This is a genomic window from Pseudoalteromonas aliena, assembly GCF_038155085.1.
Lineage (GTDB): Bacteria > Pseudomonadota > Gammaproteobacteria > Enterobacterales > Alteromonadaceae > Pseudoalteromonas > Pseudoalteromonas aliena_A.
On the sequence record NZ_JBAKAU010000005.1, the window covers coordinates 143,515 to 165,813 of the forward strand.

Here is a 22,299-nt window from a genome sequence, read left to right on the forward strand (position 1 = left end):
AGGGTCACAATTTTGTTAAAACAACGCATTTTAACTTCGCTCGTGCTAGCACCGTCTGCATTAGCGCTGGTTTTTTACACACCACTTACGTTATTTAGCTACTTTGCAGGTGCAATTGTAATGCTAGGCGCATGGGAGTGGTCTGCATTTATGGGGCTATGTGATAAGTTAAAGCGTAGTGCTTTTGTTGTGCTAATAGCGTCTCTGCTTGGGCTACTTAACTTACATTGGCCGATTGAGTCGTTATGGGTTAACGGAAAGCTAGCTGGGGATGCAAATTACATATTTACACTGTCCTTTGCGTGGTGGATTGTGGCTAGTTACTTAATATGGCGTTACCCAGCTATGGCTAAAGCGTGGAATGAAGGTTTAGTTATGCGCGGTATTGCCGGGCTACTAACGCTTGTGCCGTTATGGCTTGCGCTTAATACTCTTCGTAGTGCGCAGTATGCTGAATCGACTCACTTTGGGTCAGTACTTATTTTAGTGGTGTTAGGCATAGTATGGAGTGCTGATATAGGCGCTTATTTTTCAGGTAAAAGCTTTGGTAAGCACAAGCTAATGCCGAAAGTGAGCCCCAATAAAACGATTGAAGGGTTAGCTGGTGGTGTTGTTGCTTCAATTATTTTTGTTTTAGCTTTTTGTCACTTTACTGATGTCGATTTAGTTGTGTGGCCTATTTACGCTGTAATGACTGCATTTATTGCACTATTTTCTGCTGTTGGCGATTTACTTGAAAGTATGTTTAAGCGTGAAGCTGGTTTAAAAGATAGCGGCAGCTGCTTACCAGGTCATGGTGGTATTTTAGATAGAATTGATAGTTTAACCGCAGCAGCGCCAATGTTTGTGATGTGTTATGCATGGACCTTGAGTTTATGAGTCAAAAGCAACAACTGGTTATTTTAGGTGCTACAGGTTCAATCGGTCTAAGCACATTAGATGTAGTAGCCAGAAATAAAGAATTATTTGACGTATTTGCACTAACTGCCGGCCAAAATGCAAAAAAAATGGCCGAGCTGTGTATCGAACATGAACCGCTTTATGCTGTTATGGCTACGCAAGCGGCCGCAGAGAAGCTTAGCTCTTATTTAAATAACACGCCTTGCCAAACTCTAGTTATGCACTCAGTGCAAGCTATGAGCGATTTGTGTGCTCATCCTGATGTAGACACTGTTATGTCGGCTATTGTGGGTGCTGTTGGTTTATTACCTACGCTTAGCGCTGTAGAAGCCGGTAAAAAAGTACTACTTGCGAATAAAGAATCTTTAGTTATGTCGGGTCAGCTGTTTATTGATAAAGTTAAACAATATAAAGCTACCTTGCTGCCAATTGATAGTGAACATAATGCTATTTTTCAATGCCTTCCTTCTGCGTTACAAAATGGTAAAGGTGATAAAAATTTACAGCAACATGGTGTAAGTAATATTCTGCTTACCGGCTCAGGTGGTCCATTCTTAACACGTGATATAAATACGCTAAAAGACGTAACCGTAACTGAAGCTGTAGCACATCCTAACTGGTCAATGGGTCAAAAAATATCAGTAGATTCAGCCACTATGATGAACAAAGGGCTTGAATTTATTGAAGCGAAGTGGTTATTTAATTGCGATGCTAGCGATATTGATGTAGTTATTCACCCACAAAGTATTATTCATTCTATGGTGCAGTATCATGATGGTTCTATTTTAGCGCAAATGGGGAACCCCGATATGCGAACGCCAATTGCACACGCACTTGCGTATCCTGAACGAGTTAATGCGGGTGTTAAACCGTTAAACTTCTCTGATATTTGTGATTTTTCGTTTACTAAACCTGATTTTTCTCGCTATCCAAATTTACAGTTAGCGATTGATGCGTGTAGTGCAGGGCAGGGGGCGACAACAACGGTTAACGCAGCAAATGAAATGGCAGTAGGCGCATTTTTAAACGGTAAAATAGGCTTTACTGATATATACAAAATAAATGCACAAACACTAGAAGCCGCAATGTACACGAATGTGCAAAGTCTAGATGAAATTTTAGAGTGCGACAAATTAGCGCGTATTAGCGCCTCAGAATTTATAACAAAAGTGGCGCATTAATATGTTTGATTTTTTTTGGAATCTTGGCTCATTTATTTTAGCGCTTGGTATTTTAGTGGCCATACATGAATATGGCCATTTTTGGGTTGCACGAAAAATGGGCGTTAAAGTGCTGCGTTTTTCAATTGGTTTTGGTAAGCCACTTTTAAAATGGCACGATAAATACAAAACCGAATACGTAATTGCTGCTATACCGCTTGGTGGTTACGTAAAAATGCTCGATGAGCGAGTGGATGAAGTACCAGCAAACCAACGTCATTTGTCGTTTAACGCTAAATCTGTACAAGCACGTATTGCCATAGTTGCAGCGGGTCCAATGGCCAACTTTTTGTTTGCCATTTTTGCTCTTGCTGTAATGTATATGGTGGGTGTGCAATCGGTAAAACCTGTGGTAGGTAGTATTACTGAGGGTAGCCGGGCTGAGGAAGCGGGCATTATGCCTTCTCAACATATTATTAAAATTGGCGATGATGAAATTGCAACGTGGCAAGATGCTACATTTGCATTAATGTCGAGCTTAGGTGAGGAAAGTGTTGAGGTTACGGTTCGTGATAAAAACCTACAACCACGTATCAAAACGCTTAACTTAAATGGCTGGAAACTAGACCAGCAAGATGTACCGCCACTGAGCTCATTAGGAATTGTGCCCTTTAGGCCCAAAGCAACGCTTACTATTGCTGCAGTGACTAAAGATTCAGCTGCCGAACACGCTAATTTACAAGTTAATGACACAATTTTGGCTGTGAACGGTGAAACAATAAGCAATTGGCAGCAATTAGTTAATATTATTACGCAATCAGCTAACAAATCTTTACAATTTAGTGTAAAAAGACAAGATACTATACAAACCATTACAGTAACCCCTAAAGGGCGCATGGATAATAACGGTATTGAGCGAGGCTTTTTAGGCGTTGCTCCTGTTGTACAGCAATGGCCTGATGGTTATGTAGAGACTAGACATTACGGCCCGCTCGATAGTATCGTGCGAGGCACAAAAGAAACGTGGCGCTTAATTACACTCAGTTTTGACATGATTGGTAATTTAATTACAGGCCAGGTTTCGGTTAAGAATTTAAGTGGCCCTGTGGGCATTGCAGTAGGTGCTGGCACTAGCGTTAGCTATGGGTTAGTCGCCTTTTTAAGCTTTTTAGCCTTGATAAGCGTTAACTTGGGTGTATTTAATTTATTACCCTTACCAGTGCTTGATGGTGGACACTTAATGTATTACATAATTGAACTTTTTCGTAAAAAGCCGGTCTCTGAAAAGACACAAGAGTTTGGTTTTAAAGTGGGCGCCTTGTTGCTCATTTTTCTAACATGTTTCGCTTTGTTCAATGATGTATCGCGTTTGTAGTTACAGCGTGGCAATTACTAATTAGAACACGATTGTAAAGCACCACTAAGTTGGGTGTTATGCGGTAATACAGTTGTAAAGGATAAAGATAATAAAATGGCTATAAAAAAACATTTGGCAGTAACAAGTTTATTGGGTGCAAGCTTTGCAGCCCTAGGCCAAAACTCCTTTATTGTTGAAGACCTAAAAGTTGAAGGTTTACAGCGTGTAGCACTTGGTGCGGCGCTTACACATATTCCTATTAACGTTGGCGATAATATTGATGACTATACGATTTCAAAAACAATAAAGTCACTTTATGGTTCTGGACACTTTGATAATATAAAAGCCCTTCGTGACGGTAACAATGTTATTTTTAAAGTAACGGAACGTCCTACCATCAGCTTCATTGAGTTTGAAGGCAATAAAGACATTAAAGACGAGCAGCTTAATGAGTCTCTTGATCAGCAAGATATTCGCCAAGGTGAACCACTTGATAAAACCGTTATCGATAGTATCGAAAAGGGCTTAGTTGAGTTTTTCCACAGTATTGGTAAATACAATGCTACAGTAGACATCAGTATTACTAAGTTGCCTCGTAACCGCGTTAAACTTAAATTAGAGTTTGATGAAGGTGATGCTGCTTCTATCCGCCAAATTAACTTAGTGGGTAATGAGCTTTTTTCTAATGAAGAACTTCTCAAACTTGCTGAATCACAGCAAGATTTACCTTGGTGGCAGTTTATGGGTAGCGATCGCTACCAAAAGCAAACCATTGAAGGCGATTTAGAAAAAATCCGTAGCTATTATTTAGACCGTGGTTATCTACGTTTTAATATCGACTCAACGCAAGTGTCAGTGAGCCCCGAGCGAGAATCAGTTTACGTTACAGCTAACTTGACTGAAGGCGTAAAGTATACCGTTAAAGGCTTTGACTTTATTGGTGACTTGCTTGGCCGTGAAGACTTAATTAAAAGTGTTATCCCACTTAGAGCCGGTGAGCTATACAACGGCTCAGTAGTGACTTCATCAGAAGAATTTATTAAAAGCTATTTAGCACGTTTTGGTTACGCTAATGCTGAAGTGCGTACAATTCCAGAAATTGACGATGAAAACCAAGAAGTACAACTAACATTATCGGTTAATCCAGGTAAGCGCGTATACGTTCGACGTATTATTGTGGGTGGTAACCAGAATACTGCAGATGAAGTGCTTCGTCGTGAAATGACGCAACTTGAAGGTGCATGGTTATCTAATCAAAACCTTGAGCGTTCAAAATTACAAATACAACGTTTGCCTTATATGGAAACTGTTGATTTTAACGTAGTGCCTGTACCAGGTGTGGATGACCAAGTAGATGTAGACTTTACTGTAAAAGAGCAATCCGCGGGTAGCTTTAATGCTGGCCTTGCTTATGGCTCTTACTTAGGTCTGCAATTTAATATTGGTGTAACAGAGTCTAACTTCTTAGGAACTGGTAACCAAATTGGTTTAAACCTTAATACGTCTACAGGTTCTGAAAGCCTAAGTTTATCATACACAGATCCATACTTTACGCCTGACGGTGTATCCCAAGGCAGTAGTATTTTTTATACTAATTATGATGCAAGTAAGTTCAGTCTTGTAGAATATAAATCTAAAACTTATGGCTTAGGCACAAATATTGGTTTCCCAATTGATGCTGTAAATCGTGTTAACTTTGGTGCTCGCTGGATAAAAGAAGAGCTTTCAGATATTGCAGAGTATGAGCAAACACGAGTATTGCGTGAAACATTCTTAGATCCGGAAAACCCAGATGCTGGTTTCGATTTTAATAAATATGAGCTAAGTGTTGGTTGGTCACGAATTACTGTTAACCGCGGTTTGTTCCCGACTGCGGGTTCGCGTCAAACTCTAAACTTAACAGCAACAACGCCTAACTCGGATCTTCAATACTTTAAACTTAATTACGATTCGCGCTTTTACTGGCCTATATCAAATGATCACCGTTGGGTATTCTCAACACGTGCCGCACTTGGTTATGGTAACGGTTATGGTTCTACAAACGGGTATGAGCAAACACTTCCATTCCAAGAGTACTTTCAAATTACAGAAATGGAATTACGTGGCTTTGATCGAAATACAATATTACCACGTGCTGTATCACGTATACCGCAGTCTATTCCGGGTACACCAGGTGCAGACGGTACAACAACCGGTAGTATTGGCGGTTCATCAGAGTTTGATATTCTAATCCCGCAAGGCCGTATTGGTGGTAATGCTAAGGCTGTGGCCGGTATGGAGCTAATTGTTCCTACGCCATTCTTAGATGAAGAAAATACTAGCTCTGTACGTACCAGCTTCTTTGTAGATGCTGCAAACGTATGGGATACTGAGTTTAACGTTGACCGGTATCAAAACTTAGCACCTGATGAACGTGCTAAATTAGATGATTATTCAGACCCAATGCGCTTTAGGGTTTCAACAGGTCTTTCATTACAATGGATCTCTCCTATGGGTCCAATGCTTATAAGTTTTGCGTATCCATTGCAAAAAGAAGAAGATGACGATACGAAAACTATTAGCTTTAATATTAGTAACACTTTCTAAAGGAGTTTTTTGTGAAAAAATTATTTAAATCAACAGCAGTAGCAGTTTTAGCAACGTTAATGATGGGTACTTCAGTGAATGCATTCGCTCACAAAGTTGGTATTGTTGACATGCAAGAGATCTACAAGCAAATCCCTCAAATGGCTAAAATTGAACAGTCTTTACAAGCTGAGTTTGCAGAGCGTCGTCAAGAGCTTGAAAAATTACAAGGCGATATTCGTTTTGAAGCTGAAAAATTTAAACGCGAAAGTACAACTATGAGCCAAGCTCAAAAAGATGCACTACGCGATAAAATTCAAGGCATGCAGAAAAATCTTGCTGAACAAGGCCGTCCTCTAGAGCAAGAAATTAAAGCACGCCAAAACCAAGAACTTGCTAAAGTTCAAGGTGTGATCATCAAAACAATTGAAGAAATTGCTAAAGATGGCGACTTTGATGAAGTTAAAGTTAAAGACACAACTATCTACTTTAACCCTAAAGAAGTAACGGATCTTTCATCTAAAGTTGTAGCAGCTGTTAGCAAGAAATAATCTATCTATGCAAAATTATACGCTTTCGCAAATTGCGGAACTTCTAGGCGCCGAGCTTCAAGGTGATGGCGCTTTAGAAATAAAAAAAATAGCGACACTTGCAAATGCCCGTACTGGGCATATTGCATTTTTAGCGAACTCAAAATATCGTACGCAGCTTGAAACTACACAAGCCAGTGCTGTAATAGTTAGCCAAGCTGATGCTGAATTTTTTAAAGGCAGTAAAGTGATAGTTGCTAACCCCTATGTGAGTTACGCAAAACTAGCACAATTTATGGATACTACGCCTCGCTCGGCTTCTACAGGTATACACCCAAGTGCAACTATTCATCCTTCAGCTATTGTTAGCGACAGTGCCGCTGTAGGCGCTAATGCTGTAATTGAAGCAGAAGCTGTTATTGGTGATAACGCGCAAATTGGTCCGAACAGTTTTATCGGAGAACGTGTTAAAATAGGCTCTGGCACTAAGCTTTGGCCTAGTGTGACTATTTATCACGATGTTGAGATTGGCGCAGATTGTTTGTTTCAAGCAAATAGTGTTGTAGGAAGTGATGGGTTTGGTTATGCCAATGAGCGCGGGCAGTGGGTAAAGATACCCCAACTTGGCTCAGTGATTATAGGCGACAAGGTTGAAATAGGCGCAAGCACTACTATTGACCGTGGCGCACTAGATAACACCATTATCCATAGCAATGTAATTATTGATAACCAGTGTCAAATAGCACACAACGTTGAAGTTAACTCGGGCACAGCGATTGCTGGCTGCACCGTACTTGCAGGAAGCGTTACCATTGGCAAGAACTGTCAAATCGGCGGCATGACTGCAATTAATGGTCACATGTCTGTATGTGATGGTGTTATAATTACCGGTATGAGTATGGTGACTAAATCAATCACCGAACCGGGTATTTACTCATCAGGTATGCCCCATACAACTAACAAAGAATGGCGTAAATCAATTGCTCACTTGCGTAACCTTTCGGACATGAAATCTCGTCTTAAAGCGCTTGAAGCATTGGCTAAGTCATAACGTTGAACACTAATAAGGATGCTATTTTGGCAAACGAATTAAATAGCCTTGATATTCAAGAAATTTTAAGTTTATTACCACACCGTTATCCGATGCTTTTAATTGATCGTGTTATTGACTTTACACCTGGCGAGTCATTACATGCAATTAAAAATGTGTCTATTAACGAGCCTATTTTTACTGGCCATTTTCCAAATCAGCCAATTTTTCCTGGTGTGCTAATATTAGAAGCAATGGCGCAAGCCACTGGTTTATTAGGGTTTAAAACTGTAGAAAACCGTAGCGATAACGAGCTTTACTTATTTGCTGCTGTAGATAATGCGCGTTTTAAACAACCAGTAGTTCCTGGCGATACAATGCATCTGCATGTAGAGTTTTTAAAAGAGCGTCGCAATATATGGAAATTTGCCGCTGAAGCAAAAGTCGATGGCAAAGTAGTATGTAGTGCCGAAATTATGTGTGCGAGAAGAGAGTTTTAATAGTGATCCATTCTACAGCAATAATCGAACCTGGCGCTAAACTAGGCAACAATGTCTCAGTTGGTCCGTATAGCTATATTGGCAATGATGTTGTGATCGGTGATGACTGTATTATTGAGTCTCACGTTGTTGTTAAAGGGCCGTCTACCATTGGCTCTGGAAACCATATTTTCCAATTTGCGTCAGTAGGCGAAGCCTGCCAAGACAAAAAATACAACAACGAGCCAACCACATTAATCATGGGTGATAACAACGTTATTCGTGAGTGTGCAACTATCCACCGAGGTACTATTCAGGATCAAGGTGTAACTAAAATTGGTAGTAACAACTTATTTATGGCTTATACCCATGTTGCGCACGATGCTGTGATTGGTGATAACGTAATTTTTGCTAATAACGCAAGTGTTGCAGGCCATGTACACGTAGGCGATTGGGTTATCTTAGGTGGTAACTCGGGTGTTCATCAGTTTTGTAAAATTGGTGACCACGCATTTATTGGCATGTACTCAGGTGTTAATAAAGACGTACCTCCGTTTGTTACTACTATTGGTATGCCAGCAGGTCCTGCAGCAATCAACAAAGAAGGCATGAAACGCCGTGGCTTTGAAAGCGATGAAATAATGGCAGTACGCCGTGCTTATAAAGCATTTTATCGTAAGGGCTTAGGTGTTGATGAAGCCATAGCTTCACTAAGTGAAGACGCTGCAAAGTATCCAGCAGTGCAAACCATGATAGATTTTGTTAAAGCCTCAGAGCGCGGCATTGTAAGATAATTACAAGCTTTGCTTTGAGCATTAAAAACCACTCTAGATGTTAAATCGAAGGTGGTTTTTTATTGCCCTGAGTTCAAGGCCAATTCAGTTAATACTCAGGGTACTCAAGTTAGTATGCGCTTAATTTTTATAAAAAAGCCATTCTATGCGTTTACCTAAGTTAGTTGTCACTCTTTTTATTACTTCAGTTTTAGCCGCTTGTAGTAGCCAGCCACTCATTAAGTCATCTACAGGAGAAATAACTCAAGTAGGAAAAGCATCTTTTTATGCTGATAAATACCACGGAAGAATAACTGCTAATGGAGAGCGTTTTAGCCAGCAAGCTGCAACAGCTGCTCATTTAGAATTCGATTTTGGGACTAAGGTGGTTGTTACTAACCTTGCTAATAATAAATCAGTCATAGTAAGGATAAATGACAGAGGCCCTTATGTACGTGGCCGTATTATCGATTTATCAAAAAGCATGTTTAAAAAGATAGCCGACCCTAAAGTAGGCATTATTGACGTGTCTGTTAAGGTATTAAAACCGGGTAGTTAGTGCCACATAATCTGGATAAGCGCTACTGAGCTCTTTATGAGAGCCTTGTGCAACCACTTTACCGTCTTCTAACCATATAACATTATTCATTTGAGCAAGAAGAGCAGGGTCGTGGGTAATTGTAAGTACGCTTGCGTTACCCATTACCTGCATAATGGCGTTCATTACGGTTTGCTTAGATTGGTTATCTAGCCCTTCGGTAGGCTCATCAAGTACTAAAATAGCGGGGTTTTGTAATAAAGCCTGAGCAATCGCTATACGCCTTGATTGCCCTTGAGATACGCTTCTGCCTCCGGTACCTAAACGTGTTTTTAAACCCGCTTGTAAATCATTAAACCAAGGCTCTAGCTGCGCAAGTTTAATGGCTTCAAGCATTTCTTCTTTTGTAGCACTTGGTGCAGCATAGCTTAAATTTTCACTCAGGGTGCCATCAAAAATATGGTGTTGCTGCGCTAATATATTTATAACGTTTGCGCGGGTGTCATTGCTTAGTGAGTGTAGTTCTTGCGGGTTATTTTGATCATCTAACGTAATGCTGCCTTGCTGAAGTGGCCATAGACCAGTTAGCAAATTTACAAGCGTAGTTTTACCGCTGCCGCTTCTACCTACAATAGCTACTTTTTGCTGCGCTTTAAGCACAAAGCTAACGTTAGTTAATGCATTATGCTCATCGTATTTATAGCTAATGTTATTAAGTGTTAGTGCGGTATTATTTTTATCAAACTGAGTATCAATTAGAGCGCTGTGAATGTTGCTCTGATCAGAGACTTTATCTTGAAGTGTAAATAGTCGCTCTGCGGCTTTGAGTACATTAGGTAGCTCTATAAAAGCATTAGGGAGGAGCAATACACTTTCAAAGCTTGCCAATACAAATAGGCTTAGCATAGCAAGCTCTACATTTACCATGGCCCCGCTGTAAACCAATGGCACAATAGTAACAATGGCGCCTAGCATAGCTAATTGCACTACCAGCAAGCTTAAGCCATCACTGTTTGCCAGTGCTTTATGGCGACTATAAAGTTGCAGGTTGTACTGTTCATTCAAATCATCACATTTTGAAATTTGATTGCCACCTGCTTGATAAATACTAAGCTCTCTAAGGCCTGTTAGCGTATCTGAAAGTTCAGATCTAAGCTGAGCACTTAATTGTGTTTCTTTATGGCTATTTTTATTTAATTTAGCACTTAATAAAGCTGGTAAAACAACACCAATTAATAAAATGCCAGTAAAACAAATAAGCGCAACGTTTGCGTTATAGGCCGCCATAAACACCATAATAATAGGTATGCTTAATAGTGCTACTAGCATAGGCAGTAATATGTTTAAGTAAAATTTATCTAGGGCATCAACATCGTTCTGTAGGCGGTTTACTAAATCGGCGCTGCGGCGCATTGCTAAATCTACATTGTTTAGCTTACTTAGCGTTGCAAACATATTTACGCGAATTTCGCTAAGCAATAAAAACGTCGCGTTATGCGTTACTAAACGCTCACCATAGCGTGATGCGGTACGAACAATCGCTAAAAATCGAATAGTCCCTGCGGGTGTAAAGTAGTTCATTTGCACGCCAGCAATACCTGCAGCTGCCATTGAGGCTAAAAACCAACCGGATATAGCGAGTAAGCCCACGTTTGCAAGTACAGTTAAAGTGGCTAAAAAAGTACCCAGCAACATAGCTTTATAGTGCGGGCGGCAAAGCTTTAATAGCCTAATAAAATTAGTCATTATCAGATCCTTGCACTTGAGTGCTTAGCAGTGTTTTAAACGCACCATTTTGCTGAGCAAGGTGTGAGTATGTGCCTTGCTGTGCTACCTCACCATTTTGCATAACAATAATATTGTTGGCATTTTTTACTGTATTAAGTCTATGAGCTATAACCAGTACCAAATGTGTTTTTGCATAATCGTTTATTGCATGCTGAATAAGCTGCTCTGTTTGGCTATCAAGGTGCGCAGTTGGTTCATCGAGTACTAAAATAGGGGCTTGTTTTAAAAATGCACGGGCAAGGGCGATACGTTGTTTTTGTCCGCCAGAAAGCCCTTCACCTTGCTCGCCTATCAATGTATTAAAGCCCATGGGCAACGTGTTTATAAAATCTAATGCGCCAGCTTGGTGCGCTGCTTGCTCAAGCTCTAATTGTGAAGCGTCTGGTTTTGCTATTTTTATGTTATCGCTAATGCTTTGATAAAATAGCGTTGGGGTTTGCGGGATCCAAGCAATTTTATTTTGTAGCGTATTAATGTTAGTTGCATCTAGTGGCTTGTCATTAATACTGATTTGCCCAATCACCTGAGGGTGAAACCCTAATATGCAATCAAATAAAGTGCTTTTACCTGAGCCACTTGCCCCTACTACAGCGACTAAGCCATGATTGGGTAGGGCTAAGTTTATATTTTTTATACCTTCATTACTGTTTGGGTAGGTAAAATTTAAGTTGTTAATGCTTATTGTATTTATAGGCTCGCTAACGTGTGCATTGTCTTGCTGTGACTGTTCAGGAAGGGGCGCATTTAAAATGGTTACCATGTCGGCTGCAGCGCTAATACCTTGCAAGCGAGCATGATAGTGGCTGCCTAATTGGCGAAGTGGTAAATAAAATTCAGGGGCAAGTAGCAGCACTACAAAGCCGGTTGCAAAATCTAGCGTGCCAAAAAACAGCCTAAAGCCAATTATTACCGCAACGAGTGCCACGCTAATAGTGGCTAAAAACTCCAGCGCAAATGATGACAAAAAAGCAATTTTTAATACATCGAGTGTGGCGTGTCTAAAATCATCAGAAATTTTAGCAATATGTTTAAGTTCAGTGCGGGTGGCATTAAATAGCTTAAGTTGCGTTAAACCTTGTATGCGGTCAAAAAAGTAGTTACCTAAAACGGCAAGTTGTTTCCAACGTTTTTGATTTAAATCTTCAGCTTTAGATCCAACTAAAATCATAAAAAAGGGAATAAGCGGAGCGGTTAGTAAAAATATTAAACCCGCTTTATAGTCGGTTGGAAAAATTACCACCAAAATTGCTATAGGAATAAGGGCACTGTAAGCAACACCAGGCAAGTATTTAGCGTAGTAGTCGTGCAATGCTTCAACGCCATCGTGCAAGGTGTTAAGCGTTGCTCCTTGACCATGTTGTTCAATGTAGCTAGGCCCTAATTGAGTTAATTTGGTTAATAAGGTTTGGCGCATAGCCGATTTGATTTTAAGTGCAGCAAAGGCACTTAGCCTTTCACTTAGCGCTAAAAAAAGCGCTCGTAGTAAAATAATGCCTGCAAGTGGCCATAGTAAATGTGTTACTTGAGCAAGGCTTTCACCTTCAAACATTACATTATGAATAGTTTGGGCGAGTAAGTAAGCCCCTGCAATCATTAAAATAGCGTTAAAAGTACCCAGTGCAATGCTTAACTTTAACCACATTGCAGCGGGTTTACTTTGTAGCTTTAAAAAAGCGCGCAGAGACTGCTGCTGCGCGCGATCTAATCGAGGGTTAGTCGTCATTTTTAGCTGAGTTTTTCTCGTTTAATAAATCGTGCATAGGTTGTTCATCATCAGCTATGCTGTTTTTATTTTGGTGAAACTCGTACCACATTACGTTTATTACACCTAAGGTACAGGCTAAAAGTACACCTAAAATCCAAGCAAAATACCACATAATTTAGTCTCCTTAGTAGCTACCGTGAGTGTTGTTTTCAATTTCATCTACCGTTACTCTGCGCCACATTTTTACATAACACCACGTGGTGTAGGCCAGTATTAGCGGTATAAAAATAATTACGGCAACAAACATAATATTCAGCGTTTTATGACTAGATACCGCATCCCAAATAGTTAAGCTAATATCAGGATTATTAATTGAAGGCATAATGAATGGGAATAGTGATACGCCCGCCGTCATAATAATGCCTATTAACATGACACTTGTAGAAATAAGGCCAAGCGCAGGCTTATTAATTTTTGAGAAAAACAATGCGCTTAGTGCCATTACAAACCCTAAAATAGGGAAGGTCATTGTCCATGGTCGTTCACTGTAGTTATTAAGCCAAGCACCTTTTGCTCTAGTTACCACTTTAGCTAAAGGGTCTGCATGGCTTTGCGTATCTGGCATAGAGATAATTTGATAGCCATTGATACTAGCCACCCAAACACCAGCTCCAGCAAAAAGCACAATAAATACAATTAGTGCATAGCGGCCATACTGCCCTGAACGTTCAGCTACTGCATCAGCGGTACGAAGTTGTAACCACATACCAGCATGAGCAATTAACATAGCCACACTAATTAAACCTGCAAGCAATGCAAATGGGTTTAATAAACCAAAAAACGAACCTTGGTAACTTACACGCAGTAAGTTATCAATATTAAACGGCACGCCTAAAAATAAGTTACCAAATGCCACACCAAATACTAAAGCCGGAATTGCACTGCCTGCAAACAAGCCCCAATCCCAGTTGTTGCGCCAGCGTTTAGAATCTATTTTAGAGCGGTAATCAAAACCAAGAGGTCTAAAAAATAATGCAAATAGCACCAGCATCATAGCAAAATAAAAACCCGAAAATGCGGCTGCATACACCATAGGCCACGCTGCAAATAAAGCGCCGCCAGCGGTAATAAACCACACTTGATTACCATCCCAGTGCGCGCCAATAGTATTAATTACCGTGCGACGTTCTGAGTCTGTTTTACCTACTAGGCGTAGCAGCATAGCCACGCCCATATCCATGCCATCGGTAATAGCAAAACCAATAAGCAATACACCAATGAGCAACCACCACAGCATTTTTAATGTTTCATAATCAAAAATCATAATTGCTCTCCTGCATCTTTATCTGCTTTTTTTGGTAACTCAAAGTGGTACTTTCCAGTATGTAATGAGCTTGGCCCTTGTTTGATAAAGCGAACCATTAACCAACCTTCCACAATAGCCAAGCCAGTGTAAAAAATAATAAACCCAGTTAAGCTAATTAAAATATCGTTTACCGTCAGTGACGAGGTCGCTAAAAAGGTCGGCAGTATTTCTGATATAGCCCAAGGCTGACGGCCATACTCGGCAACAATCCAGCCAAATTCAATGGCAATCCAAGGCAGTGGAATACTCAGTACCGCAGCCCACAGTAACCAGCGTTTTTGCTCAATAATACGGTGTGCATTGTAGTAAAATGCCAATATAAACACTGCCAACATAGCTACGCCACAGGCAACCATTATTCTAAACGACCAGAACATAGGGCCAACGCGAGGGAAGGAGTCTTTCACCGCTTTTTGAATTTGCTCCTCGGTGGCATCTACTACATTTGATGTGTAGCGTTTGAGTAGTAAGCCATAACCTAAATCGGCTTTTAGAGTATCAAACTTAGCGATGTTTTCAGGTGTATCGTCACCACCTCTTAGTTTTTCAAGGTATTCGTAAGCGATCATGCCATTACGTATACGTACTTCGTGTTGCTTTTCTAAATCAGAAATACCTGTTACTTGCTCATCTAAAGAGCGTGTCGCAATTAAACCAAGTGCGTAAGGGATTTTTACCGCCGCATGGGTTACTTGCTCGTCCGAATCAGGAAAACCAATAGCTGTAAATGCAGCAGGGGCTTCTTCTGTATGCCACTCAGCTTCTATTGTTGCTAGTTTTACTTTTTGAACTTCGCCTACTTCGTAGCCCGATTCGTCACCTAATAAAATCACACACAATATTGAAGCCAAACCAAAGCCCGATGCCACCGAGAATGAGCGCTTAGCAAAGGCTAGATCACGGCCTTTTAGTATGTACCAGCTACTTATACCTAACACAAACATAGAGGCTGCTACGTAACCCGCCGATACAGTATGAATAAACTTAACTTGAGCTACTGGGTTAAATACAAGCTCTGCAAAGCTAGTCATTTCCATGCGCATAGTTTGATAGTTAAACTCAGCACCTACAGGGTTTTGCATCCAACCATTAGCAATCAAAATCCAAAGCGCTGACATATTTGTACCTAGCGCCATTAAAAATGTTGCTCCTAAGTGTTGGCGTTTAGTTAACCTATCCCAGCCTAAAAAGAACATACCCACAAAGGTCGATTCTAAAAAGAATGCCATTAAACCTTCAATAGCAAGGGGAGCACCAAAAACATCACCTACGTAATGCGAGTAATAAGACCAGTTAGTACCAAACTCAAACTCCATGGTTAGGCCCGTTGCCACACCAATTGCAAAGTTTATACCAAACAATTTTCCCCAAAACTTAGTCATATCACGATAAATTTCGCGACCGGTCATAACATAAACCGATTCCATAATAACTAAAATCCAGGTCATACCTATCGTTAACGGTACGAATAAGAAATGAAAGAGAGCGGTAACAGCAAACTGTAATCGCGATAGATCCACAAAGGTTTCATCTATCATTATTGACTCCTTGAGAGTGACGGATTAACAGGGCAACATTTAATTGGCAAAGTTAAGTTTTAATGAACTTTCAGTAATTACTGAAAGTTCATAATATTATTTACCTTTGTTCCATTTTTGTCAATATGTATATTAGTAAAACTTAATATATATTTTATATGCTACATCAGTATTAAAAACAAACAATACAATAAATTAAATTTAGTGATAAAAAACCAGTTATTTAAAGCGTTTAATCAAACAGTAAAACACGGTAAACTAATAAGCATGAACGCCTGGTTTACTTGTGAAATAAAATCAAATGAATAAAGATAAAAAACAACTACGAATTGGTATTGTGGCAGGTGAACTGTCGGGCGATATTTTAGGTGAAGGCTTAATTAAAGCCCTTAAAAAACACTTTCCGGACGCTATTTTTGAAGGAATAGCCGGACCTAAAATGCAAGCGCAGGGCTGTAAAACACTTTACGACATGGATGAGCTTTCGGTAATGGGGCTTGTTGAGGTACTTGGGCGTTTGCCGCGGTTACTTAAAATACGTAAACAACTCGTGCAGCATTTTGTAGATAACCCACCTGATGTATTTATAGGTATTGATGCACCCGATTTTAACTTACGTGTAGAAAAACCACTTAAAGATGCGGGCATTAAAACCGTACAGTATGTAAGTCCGTCTGTTTGGGCATGGCGCGAAAAGCGTATTCACACAATAAGTGCTGCTACTAACTTAGTGCTTGCATTATTGCCGTTTGAAAAAGAATTTTACGATAAACACCAAGTTCCTTGTACATTTGTAGGGCACACACTCGCTGACGATATAGCCCTTGAACACGACGACAGCCAAGCGCGTGCAGAGCTTGGCCTAAGCCTAGATGACAAAGTACTTGCGTTACTGCCGGGTAGTAGAGGCTCTGAAGTCGGTTTATTAAGCGAAACCTATATAAAAACAGCTGCAGAGCTGCAGGCGCAAAATCCAAAGCTTAAAATTGTGGTGCCATTAGTAAACGAAAAACGCAAAACGCAGTTTACAGATATTTTAAATGCCACAGCACCTAGCCTTAATATTAGTTTGCTAGATGGGCAATCAAAATTAGCGATGCAAGCGGCAGATGCCATTTTACTTGCATCGGGCACCGCAACACTTGAAGGCATGCTTTATAAAAAGCCAATGGTAGTAGGTTATAAAATAAAGCCGATGAGCTATTGGATTTTTAAAACTTTATTTACCTTTAATATTAAGTATTTTTCGCTGCCTAATTTATTAGCCGACGAAGAACTAGTGCCTGAGTTTTTACAAAGTGAGTGTAATGTGGCTAATTTAACCAATGCGCTTACCCCGATGCTTAATACCGATAACATTGAGCTAAAAGCACGCTTTTTAGCTATTCACGAAAAAATTAGATTAAATGCCAGCGAACAAGCAGCCAATGCTGTGGCGGAGTTAATAAATGCAAATTGATAGACCCAACGTAGCCTTAATTGCCGGTGTAGATGAAGTAGGGCGCGGACCACTTGTTGGTGATGTAGTTACTGCCGCTGTCATTTTAGATCCCACTAAACCAATTGCAGGTTTAGCAGATTCTAAAAAATTAACGGATAAAAAACGCCAAGCACTTGCAATTGAAATAAAAGAAAAAGCATTGTGCTACGCGTATGGACGCTGCAGTCCAACAGAGATTGATGAGTTAAATATTCTTCACGCAACGATGCTTGCAATGGTTCGCGCAGTAGAGGCATTAAGCACACAGCCTGAATTTGTCTTTATAGATGGAAATCGATTGCCAAAACTCACTATACCAGCTCAAGCTGTTGTAAAAGGTGATAGCTTAGTGGCCGAAATTTCAGCAGCGTCTATTTTAGCTAAAGTGGCACGCGATGACGAAATGCTTGAGCTTGATAAACGCCACCCACAATATGGTTTTGCAGGGCATAAAGGTTATCCAACTAAAGCGCATTTTGCAGCGCTTGAACAGTACGGTGCAATTGACGAGCATCGTAAAAGCTTTAAACCTGTGCAGCGCGTTTTGGCGAAAGCCAATGGTGAGGGCTGAGCATGGCTGCACCAGAGTTCGTACATTTAAGGGTTCACTCAGACTTTTCGATGGTTGATGGCCTTGCTAAAACAAAGCCAATAGTCGCAAAAGCGCAAGAGCTGCAAATGCCAGCCATTGCAATTACTGATCAAATGAACTTTTGCGGTTTAGTACGTTTTTATGGCGCCACACATAATGCAGGTATTAAACCTATAGTGGGTGCTGACTTTTGGGTTCGTAGCCCAGAGTTTCCTGATGAGCCAAGCCGCTTAACCATATTAGCCAAAGACAACGACGGTTATAAAAACATTACCTTGCTGATATCTAAAGCGTATCAACGTGGGCATGTATTTCATCGCCCTGTGATTGACCGAGAATGGTTAGTTGAGCTAAAAGCAGGCTTAATTATTCTCTCAGGTGCTAAAGACGGTGATTTAGGTAAAGCGTTATTAAAAAATAATCCGACTGTAATTGAATCGGTTGTCAGTTTTTATAAGCAGCATTTTAGCGATAACTACTACCTAGAGCTTGTGCGCACCAACCGACCGCTTGAAGAAGATTACCTGCACATGGCTGTAGAGCTTGCTGCTAAAGAGCAACTACCTGTTGTAGCGACCAACGAAGTGGTGTTTTTAAAGCCCGAAAACTTTGAAGCGCACGAAATTCGTGTTGCTATTTTTGACGGTTACACGTTGGATGATAAGCGCCGCCCTAAACGGTTTTCTGAAGAACAATATCTAAAAACGCCTGAGCAAATGGCTGAGCTTTTTAGCGATATTCCAGAAGCCCTACAAAATACCGTAGAAATCGCTAAGCGTTGTAATGTAACGGTGCAATTAGGTACTTACTTTTTACCTGATTACCCAACCGGCTCGCTTAAAATTGAAGACTTTTTAGTTAAAGTGTCACAAGATGGCCTTGAAGAGCGACTACAGTTTTTATTCCCTGACGAAGAAGATAGAAAAGCAAAACGTGTTGAATACGATGAGCGTCTTGACATAGAGCTTGGGGTAATCAACCAAATGGGATTCCCAGGTTACTTCTTAATCGTAATGGAGTTTATTCAGTGGAGTAAAGATAACAATATACCAGTTGGGCCTGGTCGTGGTTCAGGTGCGGGTTCGTTAGTTGCGTACGCGCTTAAAATTACCGACCTTGATCCACTTGAGTTTGACTTACTCTTTGAGCGATTCCTAAACCCTGAACGTGTATCAATGCCCGATTTCGACGTTGATTTTTGTATGGATAGACGAGACGAAGTAATTGATCACGTATCGGCTTTGTATGGTCGGGATGCGGTTTCGCAAATTATTACCTTTGGTACCATGGCTGCAAAAGCGGTAATACGCGATGTAGGGCGAGTGCTTGGGCATCCTTACGGGTTTGTTGATCGAATTTCAAAATTGATTCCGGGTGACCCCGGTATGACACTTGCCAAAGCGTTTGATGTAGAACCACGCTTGCAAGAAGCCTACGATGGCGACAATGAGGTAAAAGACTTAATCGACATGTGTCGCATCCTTGAAGGGTGTACACGTAACGCCGGAAAACATGCTGGTGGCGTAGTAATATCGCCAACCACTATTACCGACTTCGCTGCACTTTATTGCGATGACGAAGGTAAGTTTCCGGTTACCCAGTTTGATAAAAACGACGTAGAAACTGCAGGCCTTGTTAAGTTCGATTTCTTGGGTTTACGTACCTTGACCATTTTGCAATGGGCTGTGGATATGACCAACGTGCGAATGCAGCGCGAAGGTAAGGACCCTGTTGATATAAACACCATTCCACTGGATGATAAAAAAAGTATTGAGTTGTTACTTCGTGCCGAAACGACCGCTGTATTCCAGTTAGAGTCGCGTGGTATGAAAGACTTAGTACGCCGACTTAAGCCCGATTGTTTTGAAGATATGATCGCACTCGTGGCCTTGTTCCGGCCAGGTCCACTACAATCAGGCATGGTAGATAACTTTATCGATCGTAAACTCGGCCGAGAAGAAATCTCATATCCAGATGCGCAGTATCAACACGAAAGCTTAAAACCAATATTAGAGCCAACCTACGGCATTATTTTGTATCAAGAACAAGTAATGCAAATAGCGCAGGTGCTCGCAGGCTATACGCTTGGTGGCGCCGATATGTTACGCCGTGCAATGGGTAAGAAAAAACCTGAAGAAATGGCAAAGCAGCGTTCAACGTTTGAAGAAGGTGCAAGAAATAACGGCATTGACGGCGAACTCGCCATAAAAATCTTCGACTTGGTAGAGAAGTTTGCAGGTTACGGCTTTAACAAGTCTCACTCGGCAGCTTACGCACTTGTATCGTATCAAACGTTGTGGATGAAAACGCACCACCCAGCTGAATTTATGGCTGCGGTAATGTCGGCAGATATGGATAACACCGACAAAATAGTAATTTTGGTAGATGAATGTGAAAACATGAAGCTTACCTTATTACCGCCAGATGTAAATGCCGGTGAGTTTAAGTTTACGGTAAACCTGCAAGGCGAAATTGTTTACGGTATAGGTGCTATTAAAGGCGTAGGTGAAGCTCCGGTAGATGCTATTTTAGAAGCGCGTGCAAAAGGTGGTCCATTTAAGGATTTATTTGATTTTTGTGCCCGTGTTGACTTAAAACGATTAAATAAACGTGTTACCGAAAAATTAATTTACGCAGGCGCACTGGATCAATTAGGACCAGAGAAGACGCAAGCGGGGCGTGCCATTTTACTGGCAAGTTTAAAAGATGCCATGCGTGCGGCCGATCAGCATAATAAAGCTGAACAATTAGGGCAAAGCGATTTATTTGGTTTGTTAGCTACTGAACCAGATGAAGTAGAACAGGCATTTATAAAGGCTACGCCCCTCACTGATAATCAATGGCTTGAAGGCGAAAAGGATACGCTAGGCCTTTATTTAACTGGGCACCCAATAAATCAGTATCGCCGTGAGCTTAAACACTACACCAGCGGAAAAATAGTTGACTTACAGCCAACTAATCGTGACGTGTTTGCAACCGCTGCGGGTTTAGTCATCGCTTCTAGGGTATTAATTAATAAAAAAGGAAATCGTTGGGCCTTAGTAACTTTAGATGACAAGAGTGCACGCATTGATGTACGCTTGTATTCAGACGAGTTTGAAAAGTACCAAGATATGCTCCAAGTTAACAATATCTTGGTAATATCTGGACAGGTCAGCTTTGATAACTTCTCCGGTGGTATTACAATGACCGCCAGAGAAATAAACACTATTGCTCAGGCGCGTGAAAAGCGTATAAAAGCGATTAAAATGACGCTGAACATGGTGCAAATCGAGGCTGGTTTCTTCGATAAATTACAAAAAGTACTCGAACCCTACAAAATGGGAACGTGTCCGATCAAGGTTTATTACCAACGCCCCGATGCGTTGGCGCAATTAACTCTTGGGATCGAATGGTGTGTTACGCCAAGTGACGACTTAATCCATAAGTTATCATTAATGGCTGCGCAAGATGTAGAACTAGAATTTAACTGATTAGGTAGTTTAGAGCATGAGCCTCAATTATCTTGATTTTGAGCTTCCAATTGCAGAATTAGAAGCAAAAATTGAAGAATTACAAAATATAAGTCGCGCTGGCGAATTAGACCTTGAGTTAGAAGAGGAAGTCAGCAAATTAAAAGAAAAAAGTGCCAAACAAAAAGAGGAGATATTTTCTAATCTAGGCGCTTGGCAAGTATCGCAGTTAGCACGTCATCCGTTGCGTCCTTACACTCGAGATTATATCGAGCGCATTTTCACGGAATTTGATGAGTTTGCAGGTGATCGTACTTTTGCTAACGATCCCGCCATTTTAGGTGGTGTTGCACGCTTAGATGGTGAACCAGTGATGGTTATTGGCCAACAAAAAGGCCGTGATACTGCTGAAAAAATTAAACGCAACTTTGGTATGCCAAAGCCAGAAGGTTACCGTAAAGCATTGCGTTTAATGGAAATGGCAGAGCGTTTCAAAATGCCAATCATGACCTTTATTGACACACCAGGTGCATATCCAGGTGTTGGTGCTGAAGAACGTGGCCAATCTGAAGCAATCGCACGTAACTTAAAAGTAATGGCGGCGCTTAAAGTGCCGACAATATGTACGGTTATTGGTGAAGGCGGTTCAGGTGGTGCACTAGCGATTGGCGTTGGCGACAGAGTTAACATGTTGCAGTACAGCACTTATTCTGTAATTTCGCCTGAAGGTTGTGCGTCTATTCTTTGGAAAAGCGCTGACAAAGCACCGCTTGCAGCAGAAGCAATGGGTGTAACTGCGGAGCGCGTTAAAGAGCTAGACTTAATCAACAATTTAGTTGATGAGCCACTAGGTGGTGCGCATCGCAATTATGATGCTATGGCACGTAACTTAAAAGTACGCCTTAAGCGTGACTTAGCTGATCTTCAAGCGCTTACGCTTGAAGAAATGCTTGATCAACGTTACAAACGTTTAATGTCGTTTGGTTATTGCTAAACACATTAAATGTTAAAAAAAAGCCGCTTATGCGGCTTTTTTGCTTTAAAAT

The 22,299-nt window shown here is 40.8% G+C and carries 18 protein-coding genes; 13 read left to right on the forward strand and 5 right to left on the reverse strand.

The genetic code is table 11. The annotated features are described in order from the left end of the window. The first annotated feature begins 12 nt into the window (after positions 1-12). From V6260_RS07335 to V6260_RS07375, 9 genes are all read left to right on the forward strand, one after another. On the forward strand, positions 13-879 hold the full coding sequence (locus V6260_RS07335) for a phosphatidate cytidylyltransferase (RefSeq protein WP_341593419.1): 867 nt from the start codon (positions 13-15) through the stop codon (positions 877-879). Then, positions 876-2,081: a 1-deoxy-D-xylulose-5-phosphate reductoisomerase gene (gene ispC, locus V6260_RS07340; protein WP_341593421.1), complete on the forward strand. Its 1,206-nt coding sequence runs from the start codon at positions 876-878 to the stop codon at positions 2,079-2,081. The genes V6260_RS07335 and ispC overlap by 4 nt, the downstream gene beginning before the upstream one ends. A gap of 1 nt (position 2,082) precedes the next feature. Continuing rightward, positions 2,083-3,435 carry a sigma E protease regulator RseP gene (gene rseP, locus V6260_RS07345; protein WP_341593423.1) on the forward strand — a complete coding sequence of 451 codons (1,353 nt, stop codon included), beginning with the start codon at positions 2,083-2,085 and terminating at the stop codon, positions 3,433-3,435. A gap of 96 nt (positions 3,436-3,531) precedes the next feature. Next, positions 3,532-6,003, forward strand: a complete 2,472-nt coding sequence (gene bamA, locus V6260_RS07350; RefSeq protein WP_341593424.1) for an outer membrane protein assembly factor BamA — start codon at positions 3,532-3,534, stop codon at positions 6,001-6,003. A gap of 11 nt (positions 6,004-6,014) precedes the next feature. Then, on the forward strand, positions 6,015-6,533 hold the full coding sequence (locus tag V6260_RS07355; RefSeq protein ID WP_341593426.1) for an OmpH family outer membrane protein: 519 nt from the start codon (positions 6,015-6,017) through the stop codon (positions 6,531-6,533). 7 nt (positions 6,534-6,540) lie between these two features. Beyond that, positions 6,541-7,563 carry a UDP-3-O-(3-hydroxymyristoyl)glucosamine N-acyltransferase gene (gene lpxD / locus V6260_RS07360; protein WP_341593427.1) on the forward strand — a complete coding sequence of 341 codons (1,023 nt, stop codon included), beginning with the start codon at positions 6,541-6,543 and terminating at the stop codon, positions 7,561-7,563. 26 nt (positions 7,564-7,589) lie between these two features. Beyond that, positions 7,590-8,042, forward strand: coding sequence for a 3-hydroxyacyl-ACP dehydratase FabZ (fabZ, locus tag V6260_RS07365; protein WP_211000659.1), 453 nt, complete (start codon positions 7,590-7,592; stop codon positions 8,040-8,042). 2 nt (positions 8,043-8,044) lie between these two features. Continuing rightward, on the forward strand, positions 8,045-8,815 hold the full coding sequence (gene lpxA / locus V6260_RS07370; RefSeq protein WP_341593430.1) for an acyl-ACP--UDP-N-acetylglucosamine O-acyltransferase: 771 nt from the start codon (positions 8,045-8,047) through the stop codon (positions 8,813-8,815). 145 nt (positions 8,816-8,960) lie between these two features. Beyond that, positions 8,961-9,353 carry a septal ring lytic transglycosylase RlpA family protein gene (locus tag V6260_RS07375; protein WP_341593432.1) on the forward strand — a complete coding sequence of 131 codons (393 nt, stop codon included), beginning with the start codon at positions 8,961-8,963 and terminating at the stop codon, positions 9,351-9,353. Here V6260_RS07375 and cydC read toward each other — a convergent pair. Genes cydC through V6260_RS07400 form a run of 5 tightly spaced genes read right to left on the reverse strand, consistent with a single transcriptional unit; the run spans position 9,336 to position 15,729 of the window. Continuing rightward, positions 9,336-11,078 (reverse strand): thiol reductant ABC exporter subunit CydC, encoded by a 1,743-nt coding sequence (cydC, locus tag V6260_RS07380; protein ID WP_341593435.1) that lies wholly within the window; start codon positions 11,076-11,078, stop codon positions 9,336-9,338. The two genes, V6260_RS07375 and cydC, sit on opposite strands and share 18 nt — an antisense overlap. Next, positions 11,071-12,843 (reverse strand): thiol reductant ABC exporter subunit CydD, encoded by a 1,773-nt coding sequence (gene cydD, locus V6260_RS07385; protein WP_341593437.1) that lies wholly within the window; start codon positions 12,841-12,843, stop codon positions 11,071-11,073. The genes cydC and cydD overlap by 8 nt, the downstream gene beginning before the upstream one ends. Next, entirely contained in the window at positions 12,833-12,997 is a 165-nt protein-coding gene (cydX, locus tag V6260_RS07390) for a cytochrome bd-I oxidase subunit CydX (RefSeq protein ID WP_058548368.1), read from the reverse strand. The genes cydD and cydX overlap by 11 nt, the downstream gene beginning before the upstream one ends. Before the next feature lie 12 nt (positions 12,998-13,009). Continuing rightward, positions 13,010-14,149 carry a cytochrome d ubiquinol oxidase subunit II gene (gene cydB / locus V6260_RS07395; protein WP_341593440.1) on the reverse strand — a complete coding sequence of 380 codons (1,140 nt, stop codon included), beginning with the start codon at positions 14,147-14,149 and terminating at the stop codon, positions 13,010-13,012. Then, entirely contained in the window at positions 14,146-15,729 is a 1,584-nt protein-coding gene (locus tag V6260_RS07400; protein WP_341593442.1) for a cytochrome ubiquinol oxidase subunit I, read from the reverse strand. Before V6260_RS07400 ends, cydB begins: the two co-directional genes overlap by 4 nt. 301 nt (positions 15,730-16,030) lie before the next feature. Here V6260_RS07400 and lpxB point away from each other — a divergent pair, with 301 nt between their 5' ends. From lpxB to accA, 4 genes are read left to right on the forward strand one after another with little or no spacing between them, the layout of a single operon-like run. Beyond that, positions 16,031-17,188, forward strand: a complete 1,158-nt coding sequence (lpxB, locus tag V6260_RS07405; RefSeq protein WP_341593444.1) for a lipid-A-disaccharide synthase — start codon at positions 16,031-16,033, stop codon at positions 17,186-17,188. Next, positions 17,178-17,780, forward strand: a complete 603-nt coding sequence (gene rnhB / locus V6260_RS07410; protein ID WP_341593445.1) for a ribonuclease HII — start codon at positions 17,178-17,180, stop codon at positions 17,778-17,780. The genes lpxB and rnhB overlap by 11 nt, the downstream gene beginning before the upstream one ends. Positions 17,781-17,782: 2 nt before the next feature. Beyond that, entirely contained in the window at positions 17,783-21,274 is a 3,492-nt protein-coding gene (gene dnaE / locus V6260_RS07415; RefSeq protein WP_341593446.1) for a DNA polymerase III subunit alpha, read from the forward strand. A 16-nt stretch (positions 21,275-21,290) separates the two neighbouring features. Further along, complete coding sequence (accA, locus tag V6260_RS07420) at positions 21,291-22,247, forward strand: acetyl-CoA carboxylase carboxyl transferase subunit alpha (protein ID WP_341593448.1); 957 nt, start codon at positions 21,291-21,293, stop codon at positions 22,245-22,247. Positions 22,248-22,299: the final 52 nt, after the last annotated feature.